Source organism: Polaromonas naphthalenivorans CJ2 (assembly GCF_000015505.1).
In the GTDB taxonomy this organism is placed as follows: Bacteria; Pseudomonadota; Gammaproteobacteria; order Burkholderiales; family Burkholderiaceae_C; genus Polaromonas; species Polaromonas naphthalenivorans.
Genome location: NC_008781.1, coordinates 2545878 through 2570396, shown reverse-complemented (window position 1 = coordinate 2570396; position 24519 = coordinate 2545878). Strand labels below are relative to the sequence as shown.

The 24519-nt window shown below is 63.2% G+C and carries 24 protein-coding genes; 13 read left to right on the top strand and 11 right to left on the bottom strand.

Features of this window, described 5'->3' with window-relative positions:
* Window positions 1-8: 8 nt before the first annotated feature.
* The 8 genes from PNAP_RS12175 to PNAP_RS12140 all read right to left on the bottom strand — a co-directional run bounded on the left by PNAP_RS12175 (window position 9) and on the right by PNAP_RS12140 (window position 7891).
* Window positions 9-1109, bottom strand: coding sequence for an NAD(P)/FAD-dependent oxidoreductase (locus PNAP_RS12175; RefSeq protein WP_011801818.1), 1101 nt, complete (start codon window positions 1107-1109; stop codon window positions 9-11).
* 77 nt (window positions 1110-1186) lie between these two features.
* Entirely contained in the window at window positions 1187-1516 is a 330-nt protein-coding gene (gene fdxA, locus PNAP_RS12170; RefSeq protein ID WP_011801817.1) for a ferredoxin FdxA, read from the bottom strand.
* Window positions 1517-1687: 171 nt separating this feature from the next.
* The gene (locus PNAP_RS12165; protein WP_011801816.1) at window positions 1688-3004 is read right to left on the bottom strand and encodes a sulfate adenylyltransferase subunit 1; all 1317 of its coding nucleotides are present in this window, start codon (window positions 3002-3004) and stop codon (window positions 1688-1690) included.
* Window positions 3004-3957 (bottom strand): sulfate adenylyltransferase subunit CysD, encoded by a 954-nt coding sequence (gene cysD, locus PNAP_RS12160; RefSeq protein ID WP_011801815.1) that lies wholly within the window; start codon window positions 3955-3957, stop codon window positions 3004-3006. The genes PNAP_RS12165 and cysD overlap by 1 nt, the downstream gene beginning before the upstream one ends.
* Window positions 3954-4748, bottom strand: a complete 795-nt coding sequence (locus PNAP_RS12155) for a phosphoadenylyl-sulfate reductase (protein ID WP_011801814.1) — start codon at window positions 4746-4748, stop codon at window positions 3954-3956. The genes cysD and PNAP_RS12155 overlap by 4 nt, the downstream gene beginning before the upstream one ends.
* Window positions 4749-4759: 11 nt before the next feature.
* Window positions 4760-5161: a DUF934 domain-containing protein gene (locus tag PNAP_RS12150; protein WP_011801813.1), complete on the bottom strand. Its 402-nt coding sequence runs from the start codon at window positions 5159-5161 to the stop codon at window positions 4760-4762.
* 38 nt (window positions 5162-5199) lie between these two features.
* Entirely contained in the window at window positions 5200-7008 is a 1809-nt protein-coding gene (locus tag PNAP_RS12145) for a nitrite/sulfite reductase (RefSeq protein ID WP_011801812.1), read from the bottom strand.
* Between the two features lie 91 nt (window positions 7009-7099).
* Complete coding sequence (locus tag PNAP_RS12140) at window positions 7100-7891, bottom strand: sulfite exporter TauE/SafE family protein (protein WP_011801811.1); 792 nt, start codon at window positions 7889-7891, stop codon at window positions 7100-7102.
* Between the two features lie 232 nt (window positions 7892-8123).
* Here PNAP_RS12140 and PNAP_RS12135 point away from each other — a divergent pair, with 232 nt between their 5' ends.
* Entirely contained in the window at window positions 8124-9359 is a 1236-nt protein-coding gene (locus PNAP_RS12135; protein WP_011801810.1) for an ABC transporter substrate-binding protein, read from the top strand.
* Between the two features lie 69 nt (window positions 9360-9428).
* Here the strand turns inward: PNAP_RS12135 and PNAP_RS12130 are convergent, their stop codons facing one another.
* Window positions 9429-11342 (bottom strand): bifunctional tRNA (5-methylaminomethyl-2-thiouridine)(34)-methyltransferase MnmD/FAD-dependent 5-carboxymethylaminomethyl-2-thiouridine(34) oxidoreductase MnmC, encoded by a 1914-nt coding sequence (locus tag PNAP_RS12130; RefSeq protein WP_011801809.1) that lies wholly within the window; start codon window positions 11340-11342, stop codon window positions 9429-9431.
* Window positions 11343-11351: 9 nt separating this feature from the next.
* Entirely contained in the window at window positions 11352-11633 is a 282-nt protein-coding gene (locus tag PNAP_RS12125; protein WP_011801808.1) for an oxidative damage protection protein, read from the bottom strand.
* 146 nt (window positions 11634-11779) lie between these two features.
* Between PNAP_RS12125 and PNAP_RS12120 the strand changes: the two genes are divergently transcribed.
* From PNAP_RS12120 to PNAP_RS12065, 12 genes are all read left to right on the top strand, one after another.
* Window positions 11780-12811: a sulfate ABC transporter substrate-binding protein gene (locus PNAP_RS12120; protein WP_011801807.1), complete on the top strand. Its 1032-nt coding sequence runs from the start codon at window positions 11780-11782 to the stop codon at window positions 12809-12811.
* A gap of 60 nt (window positions 12812-12871) precedes the next feature.
* Complete coding sequence (gene ssuE, locus PNAP_RS12115) at window positions 12872-13471, top strand: NADPH-dependent FMN reductase (RefSeq protein WP_011801806.1); 600 nt, start codon at window positions 12872-12874, stop codon at window positions 13469-13471.
* A 122-nt stretch (window positions 13472-13593) separates the two neighbouring features.
* On the top strand, window positions 13594-14616 hold the full coding sequence (locus tag PNAP_RS12110; protein WP_011801805.1) for a sulfonate ABC transporter substrate-binding protein: 1023 nt from the start codon (window positions 13594-13596) through the stop codon (window positions 14614-14616).
* Window positions 14617-14641: 25 nt separating this feature from the next.
* Complete coding sequence (locus PNAP_RS12105) at window positions 14642-15691, top strand: sulfonate ABC transporter substrate-binding protein (protein ID WP_011801804.1); 1050 nt, start codon at window positions 14642-14644, stop codon at window positions 15689-15691.
* A 19-nt stretch (window positions 15692-15710) separates the two neighbouring features.
* Complete coding sequence (gene ssuD, locus PNAP_RS12100; RefSeq protein ID WP_011801803.1) at window positions 15711-16874, top strand: FMNH2-dependent alkanesulfonate monooxygenase; 1164 nt, start codon at window positions 15711-15713, stop codon at window positions 16872-16874.
* A gap of 21 nt (window positions 16875-16895) precedes the next feature.
* Complete coding sequence (ssuC, locus tag PNAP_RS12095; protein WP_011801802.1) at window positions 16896-17798, top strand: aliphatic sulfonate ABC transporter permease SsuC; 903 nt, start codon at window positions 16896-16898, stop codon at window positions 17796-17798.
* Window positions 17799-17807: 9 nt separating this feature from the next.
* A complete protein-coding gene (locus tag PNAP_RS12090) occupies window positions 17808-18620 on the top strand; it encodes an ATP-binding cassette domain-containing protein (protein WP_011801801.1) in 813 nt (270 codons plus the stop codon).
* Between the two features lie 110 nt (window positions 18621-18730).
* Window positions 18731-18955, top strand: a complete 225-nt coding sequence (locus PNAP_RS12085; protein WP_011801800.1) for a TOBE domain-containing protein — start codon at window positions 18731-18733, stop codon at window positions 18953-18955.
* Window positions 18956-19377: 422 nt separating this feature from the next.
* Window positions 19378-19755, top strand: a complete 378-nt coding sequence (locus PNAP_RS25650; protein ID WP_011801799.1) for a hypothetical protein — start codon at window positions 19378-19380, stop codon at window positions 19753-19755.
* Window positions 19742-20020: a hypothetical protein gene (locus tag PNAP_RS12075; RefSeq protein WP_041376679.1), complete on the top strand. Its 279-nt coding sequence runs from the start codon at window positions 19742-19744 to the stop codon at window positions 20018-20020. The genes PNAP_RS25650 and PNAP_RS12075 overlap by 14 nt, the downstream gene beginning before the upstream one ends.
* A gap of 149 nt (window positions 20021-20169) precedes the next feature.
* On the top strand, window positions 20170-20718 hold the full coding sequence (locus tag PNAP_RS12070; protein WP_011801797.1) for a DsbA family protein: 549 nt from the start codon (window positions 20170-20172) through the stop codon (window positions 20716-20718).
* 113 nt (window positions 20719-20831) lie between these two features.
* Window positions 20832-21140, top strand: a complete 309-nt coding sequence (locus PNAP_RS12065) for a DUF6172 family protein (RefSeq protein WP_011801796.1) — start codon at window positions 20832-20834, stop codon at window positions 21138-21140.
* A 103-nt stretch (window positions 21141-21243) separates the two neighbouring features.
* On the opposite strand, the gene PNAP_RS12060 is transcribed toward PNAP_RS12065, so the two are convergent.
* The gene (locus PNAP_RS12060; RefSeq protein ID WP_157040274.1) at window positions 21244-24513 is read right to left on the bottom strand and encodes an NHL repeat-containing protein; all 3270 of its coding nucleotides are present in this window, start codon (window positions 24511-24513) and stop codon (window positions 21244-21246) included.
* Window positions 24514-24519: the final 6 nt, after the last annotated feature.

The window sequence follows — 24519 nt, the reverse complement described above, 5'->3', positions numbered from 1 at the left end:
AACGCCTGTCAGTCAAAAACCGGCGACTCCACACCCAGCACCTTGTGCAGCTTGGGGCTGGTGGTGGTGTATTGCAGATGAATCTTTTTGTCCGGGAAGATGAAGGGCGCAGCACCAAATGCGGCCAGTGCGCATTCATGAAAGCCGCTCAGGATCAGCTTTTTCTTGCCGGGGTAGGTGTTGATGTCGCCCACCGCAAAAATGCCGGGAATGTTGGTGGAAAACTTTTCGGTATCGACCTTGATCTGCTTGCGCTCGATGTCCAGGCCCCAGTGGGCAATCGGGCCGAGCTTGGGGCTCAGGCCAAAGAACACCAGCATGACATCGAGCGGCACCACGCGGGTGATGCCGTCGGCGCCCGTCACTTTGGCCGCGGTCAGCCTGCCTTCTTTTTCGTCGTAGCCCGTGACCTGGCCAATGATGAACTGCATCTCGTAGGCATCGCAAAGTTCTTTCATTTTGGCGACGTTCGCAGGCGCAGCCTTGAAGCCGTCGCGGCGATGAATCAGGATCACGCTTTCGGCCTTGTTCGGACCTTCGGCGACAAAGTTCAGTGCCCAGTCGAGTGCCGAATCACCGCCACCGACGATGATCAGGTTTTTTCCAGCAAAGTCAGCCGGATTCTTGACGCGGTAGAACAGTTGGCTGTTGTCGAACTTGTCCAGGCCATCGACCCGCAGCAGCTTGGGCTGGAAAGCGCCCACGCCGGCAGCAATGAAAATCGTCTTGGTCAGGAACTTCGTGCCTTTGGAGGTTTCAACAAAGAAGCGGCCGTCTTCCTGCTTTTCCAGCACGCTGACTTCCTGGCCCAGATGAAAGGTCGGGCCAAACGGCTCGATCTGCTTCATCAGATTGTCGGTCAGTTCCTTGCCGGTGCAGACCGGAATCGCAGGAATGTCATAGATGGGCTTGTCGGGATACAGCTCAATGGGCTGGCCGCCGGGGTAGGCCAGCGAGTCGATGATGTGCGCCTTGATTTCCAGCAGGCCGAGTTCAAACACCTGGAACAGGCCGACAGGGCCGGCGCCCACGATGACAGCATCGGTTTCGATGGGGCCGTCGTGCAGCGCTGCGGTGTTGATCACTTCTTGGTTCAGTTGAGGTTCCATGATTTCTTGACTTGGATTTTTAAACGGCTCAGGGATCAGCTCGGGGTTGGCGGCGCCCATGTCCATGATGAGCCGGGTCAGCGCACCAGTTCGGACAGCTTGTTGGTCTTGTCTTTCCATTCGTCGGCGTCGGGCAAGGCGTCCTTGCGCTTGGTGATGCTCTTCCAGCCCGGCGCGCTGGTCAGGTCGGCATTGATCTTGATGAAATGCAGCTGATCCGACGGCAGGTCTTCCTCGGCGTAGATGGCGTTGACCGGGCATTCGGGAATGCACACGGCGCAGTCGATGCACTCGTCCGGGTCAATCACCAGCATGTTCGGGCCTTCGCGGAAACAGTCCACGGGGCAGACGTCCACACAATCGGTGTATTTGCAGCGGATGCAGGGGTCGGAAACGACGTGTGTCATGGTGTTGTTGGCTAATCGGTGAAAACCCTGAATTTTAAGGCAATGCCCGGCGCGTCCGGTTGATCAAGCGCATACCTTTGAAAATCAACGGATTTCGCAGGTGGAGCTTCAAGTAAACCGGACTTTTTCAGTGCTGGCCTAAAGCAGGGTTGAAAGTTTTAAAAAAGTGCTTTACAGCACCAGCGCGGCGCCGGACGTCTTGTGCGAGGCGGTATCGACCAGCACCAGCGAGCCCAGAATGCGCGAGCGCAGATAAGGCAGCGTGACCAGCGGTTCCTGAAAGCTCAGTTCGACATGGCCAATGGCGTTCGGCGGCAGTTCGCTGGCGTCTTCCTCGGCCAGGGTGTTGACATCGAGTTTGTGAACGATGCGCCTGACTTTGGCCTTGACCCAGCGATGGCCCTGCAAGGCCCAGTAAACACGGCCGGCGACCAGCGGCTCGTCATCCATCCAGGCCATCGTGACCGCCGCTTCGCGCGAGGGCGTGAAGGTATCGGGCGCCAGCAGCCAGTCGCCGCGCGAGACATCGACTTCGCGGTCCAGCACGATGCCCGCGCTGTGCCCGGCGGGAATCGCCCTGGGCTGGCGGATATGGTCCAGCACCTGGGCGACGACGGCGGTCTGGCCGCTCGGCAGAACGGTCACGGTCTGGCCGGGCTGCACGCCGCCAGTGGCGACGCGGCCCCAGAACACGCGCCTGCCCTGCGATGTGTCGGACGAGGACGAGAACTTCTCGACCCACTGCACCGGAAAGGCAAAGGCTTCGCCGGTTTCGGCCGGTGTGGCGGGCAGATGTTCGAGCAGGTCCAGCAGCGACGGGCCGGTGTAGCCGCACCAGCCGGTTTCGGCGGCATCGACCACGTTCCAGCCCTTGAGCGCGGAAATCGGCACGATCGCCTTGACGGCGATTTTGGCCGCTTCGGCAAAGGCCGTCAGCGCGGCGCTGATGTTGTTGAAGGCCAGCGCGGAGTCTTCCACCGCGTCGAGCTTGTTCACCGCGAACACGATGGAAGGCACGCGCAGCAGGTTGACCAGCAGCGAGTGGCGGCGGGTCTGCTGCAGCAGCTCCATCGCCGGATTTTTCCAGTCCAGCTTGGTGGCATCGACCAGCACCACGGCGGCGTCGGCGCTGGACGCGGCGGTAACCATGTTGCGGGTGTACTGCTCGTGGCCGGGCGCATCGCCGATGATGAACTTGCGGTGCTCGGTGGCAAAGTAGCGGTAGGCCACGTCAATCGTGATGCCTTGCTCGCGCTCGGCGCTCAGGCCGTCGGTCAGCAGCGCCAGGTCGGTTTCACCGCCGCGCTGAACGCCCGCCAGATGGTCTTGCAGCACCGCCTTGCTGTCCACCAGCAGGCGGCCGATCAGCGTGCTCTTGCCGTCATCGACGGAGCCGCAGGTGATGAATTTCAATGCCGATTTCAGGTCATTTTGGCCTGTAGCGCTTGCTGGCTGTGCGCTGGCAGCTATCAAATCAATAGTAGTCATCAGAAGTACCCGTCTTTCTTGCGCTTTTCCATCGAAGCGTCTGAGGTTTTGTCGTCCATGCGCGTGGAGCCGCGCTCGCTGACATCGGCGGCCAGCGTTTCAATCACGATTTCGGCGGCGGTGGCGGCGGGGCTGTCCACCGGGCAGGTGCAGGTGATGTCGCCCAGGGTGCGAAAACGCACCAGCTTTTCAACCACTTCCTCGCCTGCGCGGGCTGGCGTCAGCTCGGTCACGGGCACCAGGAGGCCCTTGCGCTCGACGATCTTGCGCGGGTGCGCGTAGTAGAGCGAGGGCAGCGCGATCTGCTCGCGCTCGATGTATTGCCACACGTCGAGTTCGGTCCAGTTGGAAATCGGGAAGACGCGGAAATGCTCGCCGGGCTGCAGCCGGGTGTTGAACAGCGTCCAGAGTTCGGGCCGCTGGGCCTTGGGCTGCCACTGGCCGAAGCTGTCGCGGTGCGAAAAAATGCGCTCCTTGGCGCGGGCTTTTTCCTCGTCGCGGCGCGCACCGCCGATCAGCGCGTCAAAGCGGAATTCGTCGATGGCCTCCAGCAGCGTGACCGACTGGTGCGCATTGCGCGGCTCGTCGGGGTGGGCCAGGCGCACCGTGCCGCGCTTCATCGAGTCTTCAACGTGGCGGATGATGAGTTCGGCGCCCAGTTCCTTGGCGCGAAGGTCGCGAAAAGCGGTCACTTCCGGGAAGTTGTGGCCGGTGTCGATCATCAGGAGCGGATATGGGATGCGGCCCACGCCGAAGGCTTTTTCGGCGCATTTGAGCATCACCAGCGAGTCCTTGCCGCCCGAAAACAGCAGCGCCGGGCGCTCGAAGGCGGCGGCGACTTCGCGCAGGATGAAGATGGTTTCTTCTTCCAGTGCATCAAGGTGGGAATTGCTGAGCTTGGCCAGCAAGTCGGGTTCGTGGCTCACATGGGTCTCATTGAAGCGGGCGTTCATGCTTGTATTTCTCGGATAGGGATGATGCTGGAAAGCGGTTCAAACGCGGCGGGTTCCTGCGCTTCATGGGTGCCGTCGGCCGCGACATGCAGGCCGCACTCCTTGGCGCTCTCGTTTTCCCACCACCAGCGGCCGGAGCGGAAATCCTCGCCCAGCGTCACGGCGCGGGTGCAGGGCGCGCAGCCGATGCTGGGGAAGAACTGGTCGTGCAGCGGGTTGTAGGGAATCTCGTTGAGCGCGATGTAGTGCCAGATGTCGCCCTGGGTCCATTCGACCAGCGGGTTGATCTTGGCGCGCTCGGGCTGCTGCTCGATGTCGTGTACTTCGGCCCGGGCGGCGGACTGCTCGCGGCGCAGGCCGGTCAGCCAGCCTTTCTTGCCGGCCAGCGCGCGCTCCAGCGGCTCCATCTTGCGGATGTGGCAGCACTGCTTGCGCAAGGCCAGGCTTTTGTACATGGCCTGCGAGCCGTTTTCCTCGACAAAGGCCGAGGCTGCGTCGGCGTCGGGGTGGTACACATCGACCTTGAACGGGTAGCGTTCCTCGATGCGGCCAATCAGCGCGACGGTCTCAAGGTGCAGCATGCCGGTGTCGAGCACGAAGATGCTGGCGCTCGCGTTGTCAAGGCCGGCTTCGTGCATCAGGTGGGTGATGACCATGTCCTCGCAGCCCAGGCTGGACGCCTGCGTCAGCGGCGAATACTCGGTGGCGGCGGTCTTGATCAGCGCCAGGCTGTGCGCAAGCTTTTGCGCAAATTCGGGCGACGGTTTGGCGTAGAGGGAAATGGCGCTCATGCTTTTTCCTTTCAAACGGGGGTGGCGGCGGTGATGAAATGGGGCTGGATGTCCACCGCATCGCCCTGGTATTTGCCGACGCCGTAGCCGGGATAGGCGGCCAGCACGCGCTGGGCAATGGCCATGTCCTGGTCGGCGCGCAGCACGGCCACGTCAAAGCCGCTGCGCTCCATCTGCGCCAGCTGGTCCACCAGCACGTCGCCGGTGGCGCGAATCTCGCCCTTGAAGCCCAAGCGGCGGCGCAGCAAGAATGCCTGGCTGAACGCCCGGCCATCGGTGAATTTCGGGAAATTCAGGTTGATGCGCTCCACGCCTTCAAGCGACAGCTGCTGCGGGTCTGCATCGTTCGCCAGTTCAACAACATTTTGGCCTTTGGCGCTTGCTGTATCTGCGTTGTAAGCTATTAATTTCATAGTGATTCTCTGCGTGATCAGTTCAACAATACGGCGCTTCAGGCGGCGCTGGCTTCGGCTGGCTCAGTGCGGCTGGCGCTGAAGCGCGCGCCGTTGGCGGCCGCCTTGAACGGCTCGGCGCCGACGCGGCGCAGCGTGGCGATGAAGGTCTCGCGGCCTTCGCGCTGCTGGCGGTAGGTGTCGAGCACGGCTTCGATCACCTCGGGCACCTCGGCGGCCGAGAACGACGGGCCGACCGCCTTGCCGGCCACGGCTGGTCCCGACAGGTTCGAGCCGTCCGAGCCGCCCAGCGACACCTGATACCACTCCTTGCCGTCCTTATCGACGCCCAGGATGCCGATGTGGCCGCTGTGGTGGTGGCCGCAGGAGTTGATGCAGCCGCTGATGTGCAGGTCGATCTCGCCGATGTCGTGCAGCTCGTCGAGGTCTTGATAGCGCTCGGTGATGGCTTCGGCAATCGGCAGCGATCTGGCATTGGCCAGCGAGCAGAAGTCGCCGCCGGGGCAGGCGATCATGTCGGTCAGCAGGTGGATGTTGGCCTTGGCAAAACCGGCCTGCGTGGCCGCGCGCCACAGCGCCGGCAGCGCATCGACGCGCACCCACGGCAGCAGCAGGTTTTGCTCGTGGCTGACGCGCACTTCGCCGGCGCTGAAACGGTCGGCCAGGTCGGCGGCGATGTCCAGCTGGTCGGCGGTCGCGTCGCCGGGGGCTTGCCCCAGGCGCTTGAACGACAGGCTGACGGCGCGCAGTTCAGGGTTCTGGTGCGGTGCCACGTTTTGCTGCAGCCAGCGGCTGAAGGCGGGCTGCTCTTGGTCGCTGATGGGTTCGGCATCTGCGGGCGTGCCGTTGAGCACGGGCGCTACGAAGCAGGCCGCCACGCGGTCGTACTCGGCCTGCGTGATGGTGTGCGGGCCACCGTCGTGCTCGATGATCTGCTGGTATTCGGCCTCGACATCGTCGATGTATTTCTGGCCTTCGGCCTTCACCAGAATCTTGATGCGGGCTTTGTAGATGTTGTCGCGCCGGCCGTAGCGGTTGTACACCCGCACCACGGCTTCGAGGTAATTCATGATCTGGTCCCACGCCAGGAACTCGCGGATCACCGTGCCGATGATCGGCGTGCGGCCCATGCCGCCGCCGACCAGCACCTTGAAGCCCAGCTCGCCGGCTTCATTGCGCAGCAGCTGCAAACCCACGTCGTGCCAGCCGATGGCAGCGCGGTCTTCGGTCGCGCCGCTGATGGCAATCTTGAACTTGCGCGGCAGGAAGGCGAACTCGGGGTGCAGCGTGCTCCACTGGCGCATGATTTCGCCGAACGGACGCGGGTCGGCGATCTCATCGACCGCAATGCCGGCGCGCTCGTCGCTGGTGATGTTGCGGATGCAGTTGCCGCTGGTCTGGATGCCGTGCATATCGACGCTGGCGAGCAAATCCATCACGTCGGCCGACTTGTCGAGCGGAATCCAGTTGTACTGCACGTTCTGGCGCGTGGTGAAGTGGGCATAGCCCTTGGTCAGGTGCGTGTGCGCCGACTGGCCGTTTTTCAGCAGCACCGGGCCGAGCTTGTCCTGCGTGGCCTGCGCGCCTGCGATCAGCGCCGCATCGGGCTGGTCGTAGTCGCGGGCGATAGTCGCCAGCGCGCGCAGCTGGGCGCTGGAGAGTTCGCCGTAGGGCACGGCCACGCGCAGCATGGGCGCGTAGCGCTGTACATACCAGCCGTTTTGCAGGCGCAGCGGGCGAAACTCGTCTTCAGGCAACTGCCCGGCCTGCCAGCGCGTGAGCTGGTCACGGTACTGGGCGGCGCGGGCTTTGACGAACTGGCGGTCAAATTCTGTGTAGTGGTACATGGCTGTCAGGATCGATTACGTGTCTATCGACGTGGGTTTTAGTTAAATTTCGCGGCCGGCCAGTGTAATTGCGTGCGTTAAACGCTTGCGGCTAGATGGAAATAAGCTTCATGCCGGCATAGGCCAGCAGCAGCGACAGCAGCGAGCGGATCACGCGGTCGGATGTTCTGCGCATCAGGTGCGAACCGATCCAGATGCCCGGCAGCGAGCCGGCCAGCAGCTTGGCAAGCAAAGGCCAGTCCACCGAACCGATGGACGCATGGCCCAGGCCGGCCACCAGCGTCAGCGGCACGGCGTGCGCAATGTCGGCGGCCACGATGCGCGGCAGGGGCAGGGCGGGGTAAAGCAGCATCAGCACGATCACGCCGATGGCGCCCGCGCCCACCGAGGTCAGCGTGACCAGCGTGCCGATGACCGCGCCAAACACAATCGGCAAGGCCCAGTGGCGCGCCTGCGTGGCATGGGCTAGCAGTTCAGGGGCGATGTGCGTGGGCGGCGCCTTGCCGCGCAAGACCTTGTAGAAGGTGGCGGTGGCCGTCAGCAGCAGCGCCAGGCCCAGCGTCGTGGTCATGATCGCCTGGGTCGCCGGATTGGCCGGGCCCAGGTGCTGCAGCAGGTACAAGGTGGCCAGCGCGGCCGGAATGCTGCCCATGGCCGTCTGCCCGACGATTTTCCAGTCCACCACTTTCGCGCGCGCCAGGCTGATCGTGCCGCCCATCTTGGTGAAGGCGGCAAACAGCAGGTCGGTGCCGATGGCCAGGTGCGGCTTGACGCCGAACACGAAGATCAGCAGCGGCGTCATCAGCGAGCCGCCGCCAACGCCGGTCAGGCCGACCACGAGACCGACAACGAAGCCGGCAAATATAAAAGCAAAATCATGCATAAGGGCAAAAATGTAATGGCCTTGCTTATGGATGCAAACTACAGTTTTGTTCTTCCTTTATGCGAATAAGCATATTCACCAGTCTGCATGCGGGTTTGCAGCGGTTTTTGGCCTCAGGCTGGATAAGCCGGGCCGTCATTTCAGGCATGGCGGCGAACGCCAGCGGCAGGTCCGCTGTACAGTCTCTTTTTTTCAGGAAGGCGGCTTGCGTGGCGGCCCATCCGATGGCCGAATGGCCTTGCTTTTGGAGAACACCTTGAAATTTACAAAACCTGTCCTGTTGGGCGGTGTGTTGCTGGCGACGGCCATGTTCGCGCAGTCGGCCTCGAACAAGCCCATCAAGATCGGGGAAATCAACAGCTATTCGACGATGCCGCAGTTCACCCAGCCTTACCGCCAGGGCTGGCAACTGGCCGTCGAGGAAATCAATCTGTCCGGTGGCCTGCTGGGCCGCAAGGTCGAGGTGATTGCCCGCGACGACGCCGGCAAGCCCGAGGAAGCCCTGCGCCACGCCATCGAACTGACCTCGCGCGAAAAGGTCGATGTGCTGGCAGGAGGCTATCTGTCCAACGTCGGCCTGGCCCTGGCCGACCATGCCCAGAAAAACAGACGGCTTTACATCGCCAGCGAGCCGCTGACCGACGCCATCGTCTGGGACAAGGGCAACCGCTACACCTTCCGGCTGCGCCCCAGCACCTACATGCAGGCCGCCATGCTGGTTGAGGAGGCAGCGAAAATGCCCGCCAGGCGCTGGGCGACGATTGCGCCCAACTACGAATACGGCCAGAGCGCGGTGGCCAGCTTCAGGGAATTGCTCAAGGCCAGGCGGCCCGACGTGGAGTTCGTCGGCGAACAGTGGCCGGCCCTGGGCAAGCTCGAAGCCGGAACCGCCCTGCAAGCCATGATGCAAAGCAAGCCCGACGCGATTTTCAACGTGACCTTTGGCGCCGACCTGGCCAAGCTGGTGCGCGAAGGCAACCAGCGCGGCATTTTCCCCAGGGTGCCGGTGGTCTCGATGCTGTCGGGCGAGCCGGAATACCTCGATGTGCTGAAAGACGAAACGCCCAAGGGGTGGATCGTGACCGGCTACCCGTGGGACCAGATTGACTCCCAGGAGCACGCCAGCTTTGCCGCCAACTACTACCGCCGCTTCAAGGAATACCCCAAGGTCGGCTCGGTGGTCGGCTATTCGACCATGCAGGCGATTTTTGCCGGCATCAAAAAGGCCAACTCGCTAGATAACGAAAAGCTGGTCGTCACGCTGCGCGGCCTGAAGTTCAGCACGCCCTTCGGCCCGGCCGAGTTCCGCGCCATCGACCAGCAATCGACCATGGGCGCCTACGTCGGCAAGCTCGATATGCGCGGCAACAAGGGAACGATGGTGAACTGGCGCTACGCCGACGGCAAGGCGTATTTGCCGAGTGATGCGTATGTCAAGGCGCGCCGCCCGGCTGATGCCATGAAGTGATTTTGCTATTGATTAAATAGCTGCTTGCGCAAGAAGGACGTGCGCAAAAGGCCTATTTGACTTGAATTTTCAGCTGCCGGACGGCTGCAAACGCGTGGCGTACTGCGGCAGCAGCGCATCGGCCTGGCGCAACTCAACTGGCAGGGGCTCGCCATGCAGCCGGGCGGCCAGCAGTTCGGCGCACAGCGCGGCGAACGTCAGGCCGCGTGATCCCATGCCGCTGCAAACCCACACATCCTGCGCATTTTCCAGCGGACCGAGTGCAGGCAGCCGGCTCGGCGTGGCGCAGCGAACGCCGGTCCAGCCCCGGACCTGGCCGCTTTCAAATTGAGCCGTCAGCGCCTGCGCGGCAGCAGGCAGCAGGGTTTTCAGCTTGCCGAAATTGTGCTGTTCGTCTTCGGGCCGGAGCTGGGGGCTGGTGTTGTCCCGCTCAAAGCTGGAGCCGGTGACCCAGGCCAGGCCCTGCTCAAGCGGGACTCGGGGCACCAGGCTGCCGTGGCCGTTGACCGGAAAAGCCGGCATGGCTTGTTCGGTGCCGGGCGCATGCAGGCCCCACGAGGCCTGGCCGCGAATGGCCTGCAGCGCCAGCGGGCGGCCAGCTTGGGGGCTGGCGATCTCGCTCAGCGCCCGGCTGCCATGACCAGCCGCCAGCACCACCAGCTCGGCGCTGGCCAGTTCGTTCCCGGTGGCATCCAGCGCCTGCCACGCGCCGGCTTGCCGGACCAGCTGGCTGACCGCCGCGTTGCCGTGCCAGCTCACGCCGGGGCTGGACAGCCAGGCCTGGACCAGGCGCGCAGGCTTGATCCAGCCTGCCTGCACATGCCACAGCGCCGGAGTCTCTGGCGAGAGGCCGCAGTGTTTGAGTTGTTCGGACGTGGCCGGGCGCGTCCAGTCGCCTGCTGCATCGGCCAGAGCCTGTCCAGGATGCCACGCGGCGGGCAACTGGCGTGCATGCTCCACGCAATGCTCCAGCACGCCGGTCGGGCTCCAGTCGATATTCGTTTGCAGCAGCGCATCGGCCTGCTGCAGCATCGCCCGGATGCCGCTGCGCGACAGGCGCGACAGCAGGCTGTCGTCGGGCGATACATGCGGCGCCAGCACGCCAGCGGGCAAGCCCGACGCGCCAGCGGCCGGCGTGCTGGCGGCGTCGAGCACCGTGACCTGCCAGCCGCGCCGCGCCAGGCTGGCCGCCACGGCGCTACCTGCCAGCCCGGCGCCAATCACGATGCAGCGCGCCGGGGCCTTTCGTTCTGGCGTGATGCGGGATTTTTTGACTTCCCACGCGGGCTGGTATTCGCCCTGCAGGTTGTCGCGCTTGGGCGGCGTGCCGGGGACTTTCTTCACCACGAAGCCGCATTGCGCCAGCGCATCGCGCACGCTGCGCGCAATCGTCCAGGTGGCGATGCGGGTGCCGCGACGGCAGCAGCGCGCCACGGCCTTGAAGGTATGCACATCCCAGATGTCGGGGTTGCGCTGCGGGCTGAAGCCGTCGAGATAGACCGAATCAGCCTCGAATGAGGGTTCGCGCAGCATCGCCTTGGTGTCGCCGATGCACAGCGTGAGCAGCACTTGGCCGCCTTCGAACACCAGCCGGTGAACGCCGGGCAGCAGTCCCCAGAGCTGGCGTTTCAATTGTTCCGCGAAAGGGATCAGTTCGGGATGGGTGAGGGCGCTGCGCAGCACGTCGTCGGCGCTGGCCGGATACGCCTCGGTCGAGACGAAATGCAGCAGGCGAGGGCGTAGCGGGTCGGCTTTCCACGCGGCCCAGGTGACGAGGAAATTCAGCCCCAGGCCAAAACCGGTTTCCAGCACGCACCATTGCGGCTGGCCAGCCCAGGCGTTGGGCAGGCCGCAGCCCTTGAGGAACACTTCACGGGCCTGCTCCAGTCCGCCCAGTTCACTGCGGTAGCGGTCGCCAAAGCGCGGGCTGTAGGGGCTGCCGCCCGCCGTGCCGTCTTCCAGCCATTCGATGCGCTCTGACATCCGCTGCGCTCAGGCGCCGGGAGGCGTAGGCGGAACGTAGCCCTGCACCGCATCGGCGCCGTCGCCGAAGAAATGCTTTTCCATCTGCCGCGCCAGGTACTGGCGGGCTCTGGCATCGGCCAGGTTGAGCCGGTTTTCATTGACCAGCATGGTTTGCTGCTTCATCCAGTCGGCCCAGGCCTGCTTGCTGACTTCTTCCCAGATGCGCTTGCCCAGCGCGCCGGGATACGGAGGGAAATCGAGGCCTTCGGCTTCGCGGCCGAGTTTGATGCAATTGACGAGACGTGCCATGGGAAGCGTTCTTTCGTGTTTTAAAAAGGTCTAAGGATGTTTTCCGAATAAAGAACTGAGTTTTTATTCGTTTTGTTTTTCACCGGCGGCTTCCAGAATCCATTTTGTTCGCATTCAGATGCGTTTTTGGAAATTAGGAGCCAGTCATGAATTCACGTCGTTACTTTATCAATCTTTCTGGCCGCGCCGCATTGGCCGTGGCATTGGCCGGATCGGTGCTGTCCAGCCACGCGCAGCAGCCGCCGGTCACGCTGCTCAACGTGTCCTACGACCCGACCCGCGAACTCTATGTGGACTACAACGCGGCCTTCACCAAATACTGGAAGGCCAAGGCCGGCCAGGACGTGACGATCAAGCAGTCGCACGGCGGCTCGGGCAAGCAGGCGCGCTCGGTCATCGACGGCATCGACGCCGACGTGGTCACGCTGGCGCTGGCCGGCGACGTCGATGCGCTGGTCAAGAACGGCGGCTTGATCCCGAAGGACTGGCAAAAACGCCTGCCGCACAACTCCGCCCCCTACACCTCGACCATCGTGTTCCTGGTGCGCAAGGGCAACCCCAAAGGCATCAAGGACTGGGACGATCTGACCAAGCCCGGCGTGGCGGTGATCACGCCCAACCCCAAGACCTCGGGCGGTGCGCGCTGGAACTACCTGGCCGCCTGGGAATTCGCCAAGCGCAAGAACGGCGGCAGCGACGCCAAGGCGAAGGAATTCGTCGGCCAACTGTATAAAAACGTCCCCGTGCTGGACACCGGCGCGCGCGGCTCGACCATCACCTTTGTCCAGCGCAACGTCGGCGACGTGCTGCTGGCCTGGGAAAACGAAGCCTTTTTGGCGCTGAAAGAGTTCGGCGCCGACAAGTTCCAGGTCGTCGTGCCCTCGATCAGCATCCTGGCCGAGCCCACGGTGACGCTGGTGGACAGGAATGTCGATAAAAAGGGCACGCGCGCCGTGGCCGCCGCCTACCTCGACTACCTGTATTCCGACGAAGGCCAGGACATTGCCGGGCGCAACTACTACCGCCCGACCGGCGAGAAGGCCAAGGCCAAGTACGCCAGCCAGTTCCCCAAGCTGACGCTGTTCACCATTGACCAGGGCTTTGGCGGCTGGACCCAGGCCGACAAGAACCACTTCGCCGACGGCGCCTCGTTCGACCAGATCTACACGCAGAAGTAAGCCCGGGCTATTCCACGTCCCACAAGCCATTCCGCACAACAAAAAAGAGAGAACACCAAGATGTCCGTATCGCCCACCGTACTGCTGATTGCAGGCAGCCCGTCCGACCCTTCGCGTTCTGCCGCGCTGCTTGACTCGGTCAGCCTTCGGCTGGCGCTCAAGGGGGAGCTGAAGGTCGAGCGCCTGAACATCCGCGAGCTGCCCGCCGAGGCGCTGCTGCTGGCCGAGTGGGGGCATCCGGCGATTGTCAAGGCGCTGGCGCAGGTGCAGAGGGCGCGCGCCATCGTCGTGGCGACGCCGGTTTACAAGGCGGCCTACAGCGGCGTGCTGAAAGTGTTCCTGGACCTGCTGCCGCAAACCGCGCTGTCCGGCAAGACCGTGCTGCCGCTGGCCACGGGCGGCAGTCCGCACCACATGCTGGCGCTCGACTATGCCTTGCGGCCGGTGCTGCAGTCGCTCTCGGCGCGCCACATCCTGCCCGGCGTGTACGCCACCGATGCGCAGATTCCGCGTTCGACTGAGGGCCTCTATACGCCCGCCGCCGAGATTTCAACCCGGCTCGATGAGGCCGTTGCCACGCTGCTGGCCGAGGGTTTTCGAATGCCGGCGCCGACGCGCTTCGATCCGGTGCTGTTTTCCCAGGTGCGATGTAGCGTCTGACGCCGCAATCCCTTTCGGCTCAGCCTGAACTCCCGATGTTGAAAACCGCCATGCGGGCGGCAGGCAGCGCCTTGCCTGCTTGCCGGCAAAAGACTCATAGAAATAAATAAAGGCTCAAGAACATGACTTCATCCATCACCGCCCCGCCTGACCTGGCGCCGCCGCCGCCGCCGATTCGGCAAAGCCTGCGCGACCTGCTCGCCAGTGTCCTGCTGGTCGCTACCCTGGCACTGGCCACCAGCCTTTTGGCGCTGCCGAAAGCGCACGCCCAGGACAATGTCGAACTGCGCATCGGCTACCAGAAATCGGCCAGCCTGTTTGTGCTGCAAAAAGCCCAGGGCACGCTGGAAAAGCGTCTGGCGCCGCTGCATGCCTCCGTCAAATGGGTGGAGTTTCCGGCCGGCCCGCAACTGCTTGAAGGCCTGAACCTGGGCTCTGTCGATGTCGGCTACGTGGGCGAGGCGCCGCCGATTTTCGCGCAGGCCGCCGGCGCCAGGTTCGCCTATATCGGCTACGACCCGGCCGCGCCTGAAGCCGAAGCCCTCCTGGTGCCCAAAACTTCCGCCATCAAGTCCGTGGCTGAGCTGAAAGGCAAAAAAGTCGCTTTGAACAAGGGCAGCAACGTGCATTACCTGCTGGTCAAACTGCTGGAGAAAAACGGCCTCAAGCTCAGCGATGTTCAGCCGATCTACCTGGCGCCTGCCGACGCGCGGGCGGCCTTTGAAAGCGGCAGCGTCGATGCCTGGGTGATCTGGGATCCGTTTGCCGCAGCCGCTGAAAAAGCCATAGGCGCCCGGGTGCTGGCCAACGGCAAGGGCGTGGTCAACAACTATGCCTACTACCTGGCCGAACGCAATTTCGCCGCCAAAAACCCCAAGGTCATCCAGGCGCTGTTTGACGACTCGGTGGAGCGGGGCGCCTGGCTCAAGGCCAATGTGCGCAAGGCGGCCGAACAGATCGCGCCGCTGCAGGGCCTGCCGGTCGAGGTCGTCGAACTCAGCCTGCACCGCTATGAATTCAAGGTCAAGCCGGTGCCCGACAGCGTCATTGCCGACCAGCAAAAGCTCGCCGACACCTTCTTTGACCTCAAGCTGATCCCCAAAGCCATCGCGGTGCGCGACGCCGCCTACCAGGCCGCGCCCTGAGCGCCCTGAAAGGAGAAACCCTTCAATGTACAAGCTCACACCTTTTCAACTGCGCCGGCGCTTTCTTGCCATTGCCGGCACCACCGCCGCCTGGTGGGGGCTGGGAGCAGGCAGTGCCCACGCGCAGCCCGTGCCCGCCAAGGCTGAAAAAGCCGCCGAGCCCTTGCAGCAACTGCAGCAACTCAGAATCGGCTACCAGAAGTCCGCCGTCAACCTGGTCATCCTGAAGCAGCAGGCCGTGCTCGAAAAGCGTTTTCCCGGCGCCAAGATCACCTGGGCCGAGTTTCCGGCCGGCCCGCAACTGCTCGAAGCCCTGTCGGTCGGCAGCCTTGAGTTCGGCCTGACGGGCGATTCGCCGCCGGTCTTCGCGCAAGCCGCCGGCAAGGATCTGGTGTACGTGGCGGCCGAGCCGCCCAAGCCCGACAGCTCGGCGATCCTGGTGCTGGGCGACTCGCCGATCCAGACGCTGGCCGACCTCAAGGGCAGGAAAATCGCCCTGCAAAAAGGCTCCAGCGCGCATTACCTGCTGGTGCGCGCGGTCGAGAAGGCCGGTTTGAAGTGGAGCGACATCCAGCCCATCTACCTGGCGCCGGCCGATGCGCGCGCCGCGTTTGAACGCAAGAGCGTCGATGCCTGGGTGATCTGGGATCCGTTTTACGCCGCCATCGAACTCGACATCAAGCCGCGCGTGCTGGCCACCGGCCGCGCGCTGTCGAGCAACAACTCGTTCTACCTGGCGTCGCGCTCCTTTGCGACACAGAACGGACAGGCGCTGGCGGTGCTGCTGGAGGAACTGACGCGCGCCGACACCTTCGCCCAGACCCATCGCAAGGAGGCGATCAAGCTGATTGCCGATTTCAGCGGCCTGGATGCTGGCATCGTCAGCCTGTTCATCCAGCGCCGTCCGGCCTCGCCCGTCGGGCCGCTGGGCGCCGAAACGGTCGCCGACCAGCAACGCGTGGCCGATGCCTTTTTCAAGCTGGGCCTGATTCCCCGGCCCGTGCGGGTCGCGGAAATCGTCTGGCACGCCGATTCGGCCCGACTGGCCCAGCTCAACCCGATCAACCGCAAATAAGACATTAAGGAACATGGCAATGCAAGTTTTCTGGTTCATCCCCACCCATGGCGACAGCCGCTACCTCGGCACCGGCGAGGGCGCCCGCGAGGTCAGCCACGACTACCTCAAGCAGGTGGCGATTGCCGCCGACACGCAGGGCTATGACGGCGTCTTGATTCCCACCGGGCGCTCCTGCGAAGACCCGTGGGTCGTGGCGTCCAGCCTGATTTCTGCCACCAAGAACCTCAAGTTCCTGGTCGCCGTGCGGCCGGGGCTGCACCAGCCCAGCCTGGCCGCGCGCATGGCCGCGACCTTTGACCGGCTCTCGGGCGGGCGGCTGCTGATCAACCTCGTGACCGGCGGCGACCAGGCCGAACTCGAAGGCGACGGCGTATCGCTGGGCCATGCCGAGCGCTACGAGCAGTCGGCCGAGTTCATCCGCATCTGGCGCGAGATCATCGCGCGCAGCCATACCGGGGAAAGCTTTGACTACGAAGGCAAGCACCTGAGCGTCAAGGGCGCCAAGCTCCTGTATCCGCCGGTGCAAAAGCCTTATCCGCTGGTCTATTTCGGCGGTTCGTCGCCGGCCGCCCACGACCTGGCCGCCGAGCAGGTCGATGCTTATTTGACCTGGGGTGAGCCGCCCGCCGAGGTGGCGAAAAAAATCGCCGATGTGCGCGCCCGCGCCGCGAAGTTTGGCCGCACGGTCAAGTTCGGCATTCGCCTGCATGTCATCGTCCGTGAAACCGACGACGAAGCCTGGCGCGCCGCCGAAAGCCTGATCAGCCGGCTTGACGACGACACGGTGATCCGGGCGCAGGCGGCGTTTTCGCGCATGGACTCCGAAGGCCAGCGCCGCATGGCCGCGCTGCATGCGGGCGGCAAGAAACGCACGCGCGCCGACCTGGAGATCAGCCCCAACCTGTGGGCCGGCGTGGGGCTGGTGCGCGGCGGTGCCGGAACGGCGCTGGTGGGTGATGCCAAAACGGTGGCCGCACGGATTGAGGAATATGCCGCGCTGGGCATAGACACCTTTGTGTTCTCGGGCTATCCGCACCTCGAAGAAGCCTACCGATTTGCCGAACTGGTGTTTCCGCTGCTGCCGCGCAAGCTGCGCCAGAAGCTGCCGGGCACGGGGCTGACCGGCCCGTTTGGCGAAGTCGTGGCCAACAGCTACCTGCCGCGTGTCTCGCAAAGCTAAGCGCAGTTCAAGGACATATTGATGACACAAGCAACGCGTGAACTCCAGACGACGCCCCTGCCCGACGTGATCGACGGGCCGGGGCTGGGCCTTTTACCGTGGGGCGGCGGCCTGCGCCTGCCGCGCCTTGACGCCAGCGCGATCTTGCGCGACCTGGGCCAGCGCGCGCTGCCATGGCTGGTGCCGGTCGGGCTGATCGTGCTGTGGCAGGTGGCCGCGTCGCTGGGCTGGCTTTCGACGCGCGTGCTGCCCGCGCCTTCGGAGGTCATCAAGGCCGCCTGGGCGCTGACCGTGTCGGGCGAGCTGTGGACGCATGTGAAGGTCAGCGCCTGGCGCGCGCTGGCTGGCCTGGCGATTGGCGGCGGGCTGGGGCTGGGGCTGGGCCTCTTGACCGGATCGGTGAAGTTTTTCGAGACCCTGCTGGACTCGACCATCCAGATGGTGCGCAACATTCCGGCGCTGGCCCTGATTCCGCTGGTGATTTTGTGGTTCGGCATTGACGAGACGGCCAAGCTGTTCCTGATTGCCGTGTCGGTGTTCTTTCCGCTCTACATCAACACCTTTCACGGCATCCGCAATGTCGATCCGGGCCTGATCGAGATGGGCCGCACTTACGGCCTGTCGCGCTGGCAGCTTTACCGCGAAGTGATCTTGCCGGGCGCCATGTCGTCGATTCTGGTGGGCCTGCGCTTTGCGCTGGGGCTGATGTGGGTGATCTTGATCGTCGCCGAAACCATCTCGGCGCAGGCCGGCATCGGCTACCTGACGATGAATGCGCGCGAGTTTTTGCAGACCGACGTGGTGCTGGTCGGCATCCTGCTGTATGCCTTGCTGGGCAAGCTGGCCGACGTGTTCGCGCGCGGCCTGGAGCGCTACTGGCTGCGCTGGCATCCCGGTTATCAAAGCCAAAGTGCCGGCGTTTAAGGAAAACCCATGACTCATCCTGAAAAAAATGCGGCACGCGGCGTTCGCCTGGAGATTCGCGGCCTGTCCAAGCATTACGGCAAGCGCCAGGTGCTCCAGCACACCGAACTGAGGATTGAACCCGGCGAGTTCGTCGCCATCGTGGGCCGCAGCGGCTGCGGAAAAAGCACCTTGCTGCGCCTGGTGGCCGGGCTGGAAGCGGCGACGCAGGGCGTGATCCGGCTCGATGCGCAGGAAGTCAGCGGCCTGCGCGGCGACACCCGCGTCATGTTCCAGGACTCGCGCCTGCTGCCGTGGCGGCGCGTGATCGACAACGTGGCGCTGGGCCTGCCGGCCGGCGGGCATGCTGCGGCCGCCGACGTGCTGGCGCAAGTCGGCCTGGCCGACCGCCTGAATGACTGGCCGGCGCGGCTGTCGGGCGGGCAGCGCCAGCGCGTGTCGCTGGCCCGGGCCTTGGTGCACAACCCGCGCCTGCTGCTGCTCGACGAACCCTTGGGCGCGCTCGACGCCTTGACGCGCATCGAGATGCACCAGCTGATCGAGGGCCTGTGGCAGCGCAATGGCTTCACGGCGCTGCTGGTCACGCACGACGTGCAGGAGGCCGTGGCGCTGGCCGACCGGGTGATTTTGATCGAGGACGGCCGCATTGCGCTCGACGAGCGCATCCCGCTGGCGCGTCCGCGCCAGCGCAGCGACCCGCTGTTCGGCGTGATCGAAAAGAGGATTCTGGACCGCGTGCTGCAGCAGCCCGCGCAGGAAACCCCGGCCAATGAACCCGTCTGGCCGAAGGCAGCAGCGCATGGCCTGCGCTGGGCGATTTGATGAATAAAAAATGCCTTTTGCGCAACAGGTGCGGGCATAAGCAGCTACTGATTACATAGCAATTTCCATCGTTTCCACAGCCATTTTTTTAACCGTTCCAGGAGAACCTCATGCCCACCCAAGCCATTCAAGCCATCAACGTCCGCAACCAGTTTCGCGGCAAGGTCAAGGAAATCATTCGCGGCGATGTCGTGTCCGAAATCGATGTCGAAACGCCTTGGGGCATCGTCACCTCGGTGATCACCACGCGCTCGGTCAACCAGCTCGAACTGGTGGTCGGCAGCGAGGTGGTGGCGCTGGTCAAATCAACCGAAGTGTCGATAGCCAAGCTGTAGAAAAGTCCGCGGCCGTTCGCAAGCCGGCATGGCCTTGTGCCTTTGAAATCAAAAACGCGTCCGGGTTTGCCGGGCGCGTTTTCTTGTTTTTACGGTTAAATCATGCTTTTGCGCTTGACTGGCGGGCATGGGTTGCTATTAAAAAATGACTGACTGGTCGTGTTCAGGGGGTGCGAGAGTTTCTCCGGCCGGGCTGCGGCTTAGCATAAAAGACCTCTTGAAACATCAGGGTAGTGACTTGATTCATTTTTAACGGTAAAATACGGCTCCAACCCACGACAGACAAGCGCCAAAAGCTATGAAAAATATAGCACTCGTGCTTGTCAGGCTGGGCTTGCAGTGGCCCGGCAGCTGATCCAGACCTGCTGGCGCTGACTGGCAAAGTGCTTGAATTTGGGGAAGGAGCCCCCAGATTTTCCTCCATGAACGCCACAAAACCACACTCCCGTAAAACCGATCTGACTGTGACTCACGTGCTCGCTGAATTGCTTGAGCGCCTGGAGCGCAGTAAGGTGCCTGTCGGAGCCGAGCAGTACCGCTCGGTCGTGCAGCACCTGGCAAGCGAGCTGGGCGACGTAGAGCCGGGAACGGCACTCGGCGCTTTGCTCGACAGCCATCCGGCCGCCGCCGAACTGTATGAAAACGTCAATTACCAGTACGCGGGGCTTTGCCGCTCCGCGCTGGACGCTTCGCTCGCTGCGGAGCGACAGGCCAAAGAAATTCTGGACCGCGCCATGAGCCGGACCCTGAACCGTTCCATCCCACCACACAAGGAAGACCCCACCCATGGCAAGAGCTGACGCAAAAACCGCCGTACTCGCAGATGGCCTGCGCTACAAATCAAAAGTATCGGGTTCGCCCTTTGCCGCCACCACGTCGTTTGGCGCCGCCACCATGTCGTGCTTCATGTGCGGCAAGCACCGTGCCCGTTCCCTGATGGGAACCCGAAAGGTGCTGGGCAAATCCCAGGCCGTGTGCGCGCCTTCGTGCAAGGGGCTTGATGAGGCGCTGGAAGCCGCTGCTGCCGCCGCCACTGCCGCTGCCACTGCGTCATCGGTCGCCTGACCTGCGGGTTGCTGGCCTGCCGGGCTTTTCTGGCATGGCCTGCTGCTTTGCGCTATTGATTCCCAGACACCAGGCGGCGCATACTGAGCAGCCTGCGCGTCTTGAAAATCCTCTGTCAGACGCCGCAACTGACTTTGAAAGGGAACACCATGAGCCCGCATTCCAGGCTTGACCCGCTGCTCAGGCCTGACGAGGCCACCGACGCTATTCGCGGGCCGGCTGGCGCCCCGGTCACGCTGATTGAATACGGCGACTTTGAATGCCCGTCCTGCGTGCAGGCGCATGGCGCACTGAACATCCTGCTCGCGCATTTTGGCGACCAGTTGCGTTTCGTGTTTCGCCACTTTCCCCTGCGCGAAATCCATCCGCATGCCGAGATGGCCGCAGAGGCGGCTGAAGCGGCGCGCGCGCAAGGCAAGTTCTGGCCGATGTACGACCTGCTGTTCACCCATTCCCAGCACCTGAAGGAAAAGCACCTGCTCGACTATGCCCGGCAGGTGGGGCTGGACATTGCACGCTACCAGAACGAAATGAACGACCATGTCTATCTGCAGCGGGTGCAGGAGCACATCCAGGGCGCCCGCCATTTGGGCGTGCGCTCGACGCCGGCGTTTTACGTCAACGGTGTGCTGACCGATGTGTCGTTCGGGCTGCAGCACCTGCACGAGGCGATTGACAAGGCCTTGCTGCGGAGCTGACGCTTGCCGACACGGTAAAAGAAGCCTTGCACGGCCCGATAATAGGGCGCTTCCGAGTCACGTCCGCAAGGGGTGATATTGCATCCAATCGCTCCATAGAAGGACACATTCCCATGAGAAAAACATACCTCCTCAACATCGAAGGCAAAAACCGTGAACGCCTGGTGGAAGCCAGCAAGCACGATATTCGCAAATACGTCAAGCGCGAACGTGCCCGGCCCCTGCCGGCGGGCGTGGATTTCTGGGACTTCGACTGCAAGTTCGGCAGCAACGAAGCCACCGCCGCCGCCGTTCACTTCGCCACGCTGATGGGACTGATCGACACGGTCGCCCAGGAAGGCGGCGAGCAGTTTTATGTCGAAGTGGTCACCAAGCACGGCCACCGCATGGCCAAGCCACACGCTGAAGACGCCCAGGCCTGATTGAATTCTTTTTAAAATTTTGTAAGGGGGTCTGCAGCGCAGGCCCCCTTTTTTTTGCGTTTATAGGCAGCGTCTGTACTGGTCTGCCAAACGCTCAGGCGCCTCACGTCGATGGAATCCACTGGCTGACCGAGGGCTCGATGAAACTTGCATTGCCAATCGTCTCGAAGTTCAGGGTGTAGGCATTGCGGAACAGGTCGATGGCGAGCTTGGAGGCGCGCATGTCGTTGGTGGAAGCCAGGAAAATGCCTTGCTTGGTGTAAATGTCGAGCACGAACAGCCCGGTACTTTCATCTTTAAGCAATACATAGATAAAGCCGGTGAACTCCACGCTGATGTCCAGATAGCTTGCGGAACTGCGCTGCTTCAGCGCCATGGTCGATGTGCCGCCAAACAGCGGCGCCGGGTTGGCGCCCGTGTCGAAGGCCTGGATGCGGTTATTGCGCTGTTCGATCACAAAAATGCTGCCATCCGGCGCCACTGCGGCGCACACCGGGCCATTCATCAGTCCGTCGCGCGAGCCTGGGCCGGCGTAAGCCTGGGCCAGCGGCGCGGAGGCATCGCTGGTGGGAAGGTCGGACGGCGTCAGCACCTCCATCTTGCTGAGCGATGAGTTGAAGCTGATCAATTTACCGGTGGGATGAATCAGGAAAGCGTCCGAGGCAAAGTTGAACTGCCCGACTGACTTGTTGGAGTCCGGTCTGTCGAACGTCGGCGGGGTATTGACTCCCGTCATGCTGACCCGCCGCACGATGCTCTTGCCCGTGCTGGTGTCGATGTAGAAGCTGTGGCTGCTCGGGCTGGCGCGGTCATAAGCCAGGCGGGCGGGCAGGGGAAAGCCGATGCCGGACGACATATAGCCCACTTGCGGGTCTTCAGTGAAGGAGATGTTGGCGAACTGGTACAGCTGCCCGGTGGCGCCGGTCGATGAAGTCACGCTTGTGCTCGACGCCTGCCAGCCGTAACCCACTGCGCCGAAAGGTGAACTCAGGGTGATGCCCACCAGCGAGCAGAGATTGCCCGCCTGGTTTCCGCAATTCAGTGCGGGGGCCGGTGGCGGCGTGGTGGTTGGCAGCCAGATGTGTTTGCCTGTGCCGTCGAGCGCTGTTTTCTCGCGGTGGCTGTACTGGGTGCTTGCGGTGAGCGGCACCAGCAGTTCCTTGATCGTGATGCTCGCTGTATCCAGAACATTGGAAACCTGTCCGGTGGAGCCGGTGCCCACCAGCGTCGAGCCCGCGCTGAAGGCCACTGAAACCGTCACGTTTCCGCCTGAAGGCAGGTTTTTGAAGGTGTAGGTCAGGGGCGTGGTCCGGGTGCCGGCCGGCATGGCGATCACGCCCGAGTCGCTGGGCGTGCCGCCGTCGCACACCGCCAGAAGCCGGTACGACGTTGCCGTGGCGGGGAAACCGGCCACGTCAGCCGGGTCATGGTTGAGGGTGACGGCCAGGTCATGGGTCAGGCCGACCTGCGTGGCGTAAGTCCAGGGCGAATTGGCGACTTCAACACTGGTTTCGGTGATCTGCGCGGCGGTGGCCACGGCGCAAACCGCCTGCAGGATCAGGCCGATGCCGAAGGGGATGCAGTCTTCCGCGACACCCGCCGCCTCGCCTTCGGCCAGCGATTCGGTCACCAGGGGCCACAGCTCCTTGGCGCTTTTGAGCAATGTCGAGGCCACCGGAGCAACCAGGTTGGCGAATGTCTTGGCATCGCCAAAGGTGCCGACCAGGCCGGCATCGGTGATGGCGGTGATGAACACCTGCGCGGTGCTGATCAGCAGCTTGGTGGCAACCGACAGCTTTGTCGAGAGCGATACCAGGCCCTGAGCCGCCGCCATGACCAGGAACAGGCCGGGCAGCGCCAGGTCCAGCACCGCCGTCATGACGGCGCCGGGGTTGATGGTGTCCGGGTAGGACTTGGTGCCGTGGCCCAGGCCGCCGGCCAGGATGGTGACCGAGGCGGCCATGTCCGGTATCTTGATGCTGAAGTCCTGCACGTTTTGCTTGACCGGAATGCCCAGGATCACCAGTTCCTGGTTGATGATGCTGATGAAGCCGTCGTGGGTGCCGTTGAGGTTGTTGCTGGGGAACTGGTTCTTGGCGTCCGCCGGCAGGTCGGAAATCTTGATCGGGTTGCCATTGCCGTCCAGGAAACGCGCATACAGGCCCAGATAGCGCAAATACCAGTTTTCAATCGTGAAGTTCACCGTGCGGTCGCTGCCCGCGACGTTGATGATGTTGAACCCCGGGCCGGTGGACACGTCGCGCGAGGTGAAGGTGGCGGCGGCATTGGCAACGGGCGTGCGGGTGAACAGGGCGCTGCTGGCCGTTCCGGCGCCGGGGGCGGTCGGCGTGCCGTTGCGCACCACCCACATTTTTCCCTTCAGTGCGGCATTGAGCTGGTCGGCCGGCAGGCCCGTGATGTTGGCGCCCAGGTTGGGGTCGTTCTTGACCTTGGGCAGCACGCTTGCAATGGCCAGCCCCACCATGTTGAGCGTGGTGGCCGAATACTTGACCATGCAGACTTCCTGGCCGTTGGTGTCAATGCGGACCTTGCCGGTGTTGGGGTCGATGAACGGAACCAGCGTGGCCCAACCGACGTTTTCGGTCTTGGTCGCCGCCCCCTGGCGAACCAGCGAAACCGCCAGGTTGTAGGTGTTGGGGTCGCTGCAGATGATGTTCTGGTGGATGTAGTTCAGTGATTCCGCATCAAACGAGCCGATTTCCGGATGGTTGGAAATCAGCGCCACGGCATGGTCAAAATAATCCTTGTACTTGTCATACACCGGACCCACGCAGAAGTTGGAAGCTGCAAGCACGGAGCCCGAGCCCGAGCCCGAGCCCGCCGGCACGCCCGCAGGACAGGAGGTGAAACCCTGGCGCAGCAGATCGCCATCTTTTTTGCAGTCTTTTTGCAAGGCTGCCTCGGCGCTGATGCCGGTGGCCGGGACGTGATAGAAGATGCTGTGCATGTGCCAGTCGGAAGGCCCGGTGCCATGCACGGCTTTGATGTAGCAGACCTGGGGGCTGCGGGCGGACATCTGGATCTGGCTGGCCACATGGGTGAGCCCATCGGCGGGAAGGTTCGGTATGTCGCCATGAATGGTTTGAAGGTCGGCCAGCGTTGCCTTGGCCAGCTTGATGTGGCGCGAGCCGGCCACCAGAAAATACTCGGTGTTGGCCTGGGAATTCGTCAGGTTGAAAAAATAAGTGCGGGTTTCATTCAACGGCTTCACCGGTGTTGCGGGTCCCGAGTCGCTGCCGCCGCAGCTGATCAGCCAGGGCGCGGTGCCCAGCGCCAGTCCAGCCCCTGAGAGCTGATGCAGAAAACGCCGGCGGCTGGTGTCTTGGGGGGGCGGGAGTTGATCGTTGTGCATAAACAT

What these genes read in the sequence shown, in the direction of transcription:
- PNAP_RS12175 (WP_011801818.1), bottom strand. Translation starts at nt 1,109, where the DNA reads ATGGAACCTCAACTGAACCAAGAAGTGATCAACACCGCAGCGCTGCAC.
- fdxA (WP_011801817.1), bottom strand. Translation starts at nt 1,516, where the DNA reads ATGACACACGTCGTTTCCGACCCCTGCATCCGCTGCAAATACACCGAT.
- PNAP_RS12165 (WP_011801816.1), bottom strand. Translation starts at nt 3,004, where the DNA reads ATGACTACTATTGATTTGATAGCTGCCAGCGCACAGCCAGCAAGCGCT.
- cysD (WP_011801815.1), bottom strand. Translation starts at nt 3,957, where the DNA reads ATGAACGCCCGCTTCAATGAGACCCATGTGAGCCACGAACCCGACTTG.
- PNAP_RS12155 (WP_011801814.1), bottom strand. Translation starts at nt 4,748, where the DNA reads ATGAGCGCCATTTCCCTCTACGCCAAACCGTCGCCCGAATTTGCGCAA.
- PNAP_RS12150 (WP_011801813.1), bottom strand. Translation starts at nt 5,161, where the DNA reads ATGAAATTAATAGCTTACAACGCAGATACAGCAAGCGCCAAAGGCCAA.
- PNAP_RS12145 (WP_011801812.1), bottom strand. Translation starts at nt 7,008, where the DNA reads ATGTACCACTACACAGAATTTGACCGCCAGTTCGTCAAAGCCCGCGCC.
- PNAP_RS12140 (WP_011801811.1), bottom strand. Translation starts at nt 7,891, where the DNA reads ATGCATGATTTTGCTTTTATATTTGCCGGCTTCGTTGTCGGTCTCGTG.
- PNAP_RS12135 (WP_011801810.1), top strand. Translation starts at nt 8,124, where the DNA reads ATGGCCTTGCTTTTGGAGAACACCTTGAAATTTACAAAACCTGTCCTG.
- PNAP_RS12130 (WP_011801809.1), bottom strand. Translation starts at nt 11,342, where the DNA reads ATGTCAGAGCGCATCGAATGGCTGGAAGACGGCACGGCGGGCGGCAGC.
- PNAP_RS12125 (WP_011801808.1), bottom strand. Translation starts at nt 11,633, where the DNA reads ATGGCACGTCTCGTCAATTGCATCAAACTCGGCCGCGAAGCCGAAGGC.
- PNAP_RS12120 (WP_011801807.1), top strand. Translation starts at nt 11,780, where the DNA reads ATGAATTCACGTCGTTACTTTATCAATCTTTCTGGCCGCGCCGCATTG.
- ssuE (WP_011801806.1), top strand. Translation starts at nt 12,872, where the DNA reads ATGTCCGTATCGCCCACCGTACTGCTGATTGCAGGCAGCCCGTCCGAC.
- PNAP_RS12110 (WP_011801805.1), top strand. Translation starts at nt 13,594, where the DNA reads ATGACTTCATCCATCACCGCCCCGCCTGACCTGGCGCCGCCGCCGCCG.
- PNAP_RS12105 (WP_011801804.1), top strand. Translation starts at nt 14,642, where the DNA reads ATGTACAAGCTCACACCTTTTCAACTGCGCCGGCGCTTTCTTGCCATT.
- ssuD (WP_011801803.1), top strand. Translation starts at nt 15,711, where the DNA reads ATGCAAGTTTTCTGGTTCATCCCCACCCATGGCGACAGCCGCTACCTC.
- ssuC (WP_011801802.1), top strand. Translation starts at nt 16,896, where the DNA reads ATGACACAAGCAACGCGTGAACTCCAGACGACGCCCCTGCCCGACGTG.
- PNAP_RS12090 (WP_011801801.1), top strand. Translation starts at nt 17,808, where the DNA reads ATGACTCATCCTGAAAAAAATGCGGCACGCGGCGTTCGCCTGGAGATT.
- PNAP_RS12085 (WP_011801800.1), top strand. Translation starts at nt 18,731, where the DNA reads ATGCCCACCCAAGCCATTCAAGCCATCAACGTCCGCAACCAGTTTCGC.
- PNAP_RS25650 (WP_011801799.1), top strand. Translation starts at nt 19,378, where the DNA reads ATGAACGCCACAAAACCACACTCCCGTAAAACCGATCTGACTGTGACT.
- PNAP_RS12075 (WP_041376679.1), top strand. Translation starts at nt 19,742, where the DNA reads ATGGCAAGAGCTGACGCAAAAACCGCCGTACTCGCAGATGGCCTGCGC.
- PNAP_RS12070 (WP_011801797.1), top strand. Translation starts at nt 20,170, where the DNA reads ATGAGCCCGCATTCCAGGCTTGACCCGCTGCTCAGGCCTGACGAGGCC.
- PNAP_RS12065 (WP_011801796.1), top strand. Translation starts at nt 20,832, where the DNA reads ATGAGAAAAACATACCTCCTCAACATCGAAGGCAAAAACCGTGAACGC.
- PNAP_RS12060 (WP_157040274.1), bottom strand. Translation starts at nt 24,513, where the DNA reads ATGCACAACGATCAACTCCCGCCCCCCCAAGACACCAGCCGCCGGCGT.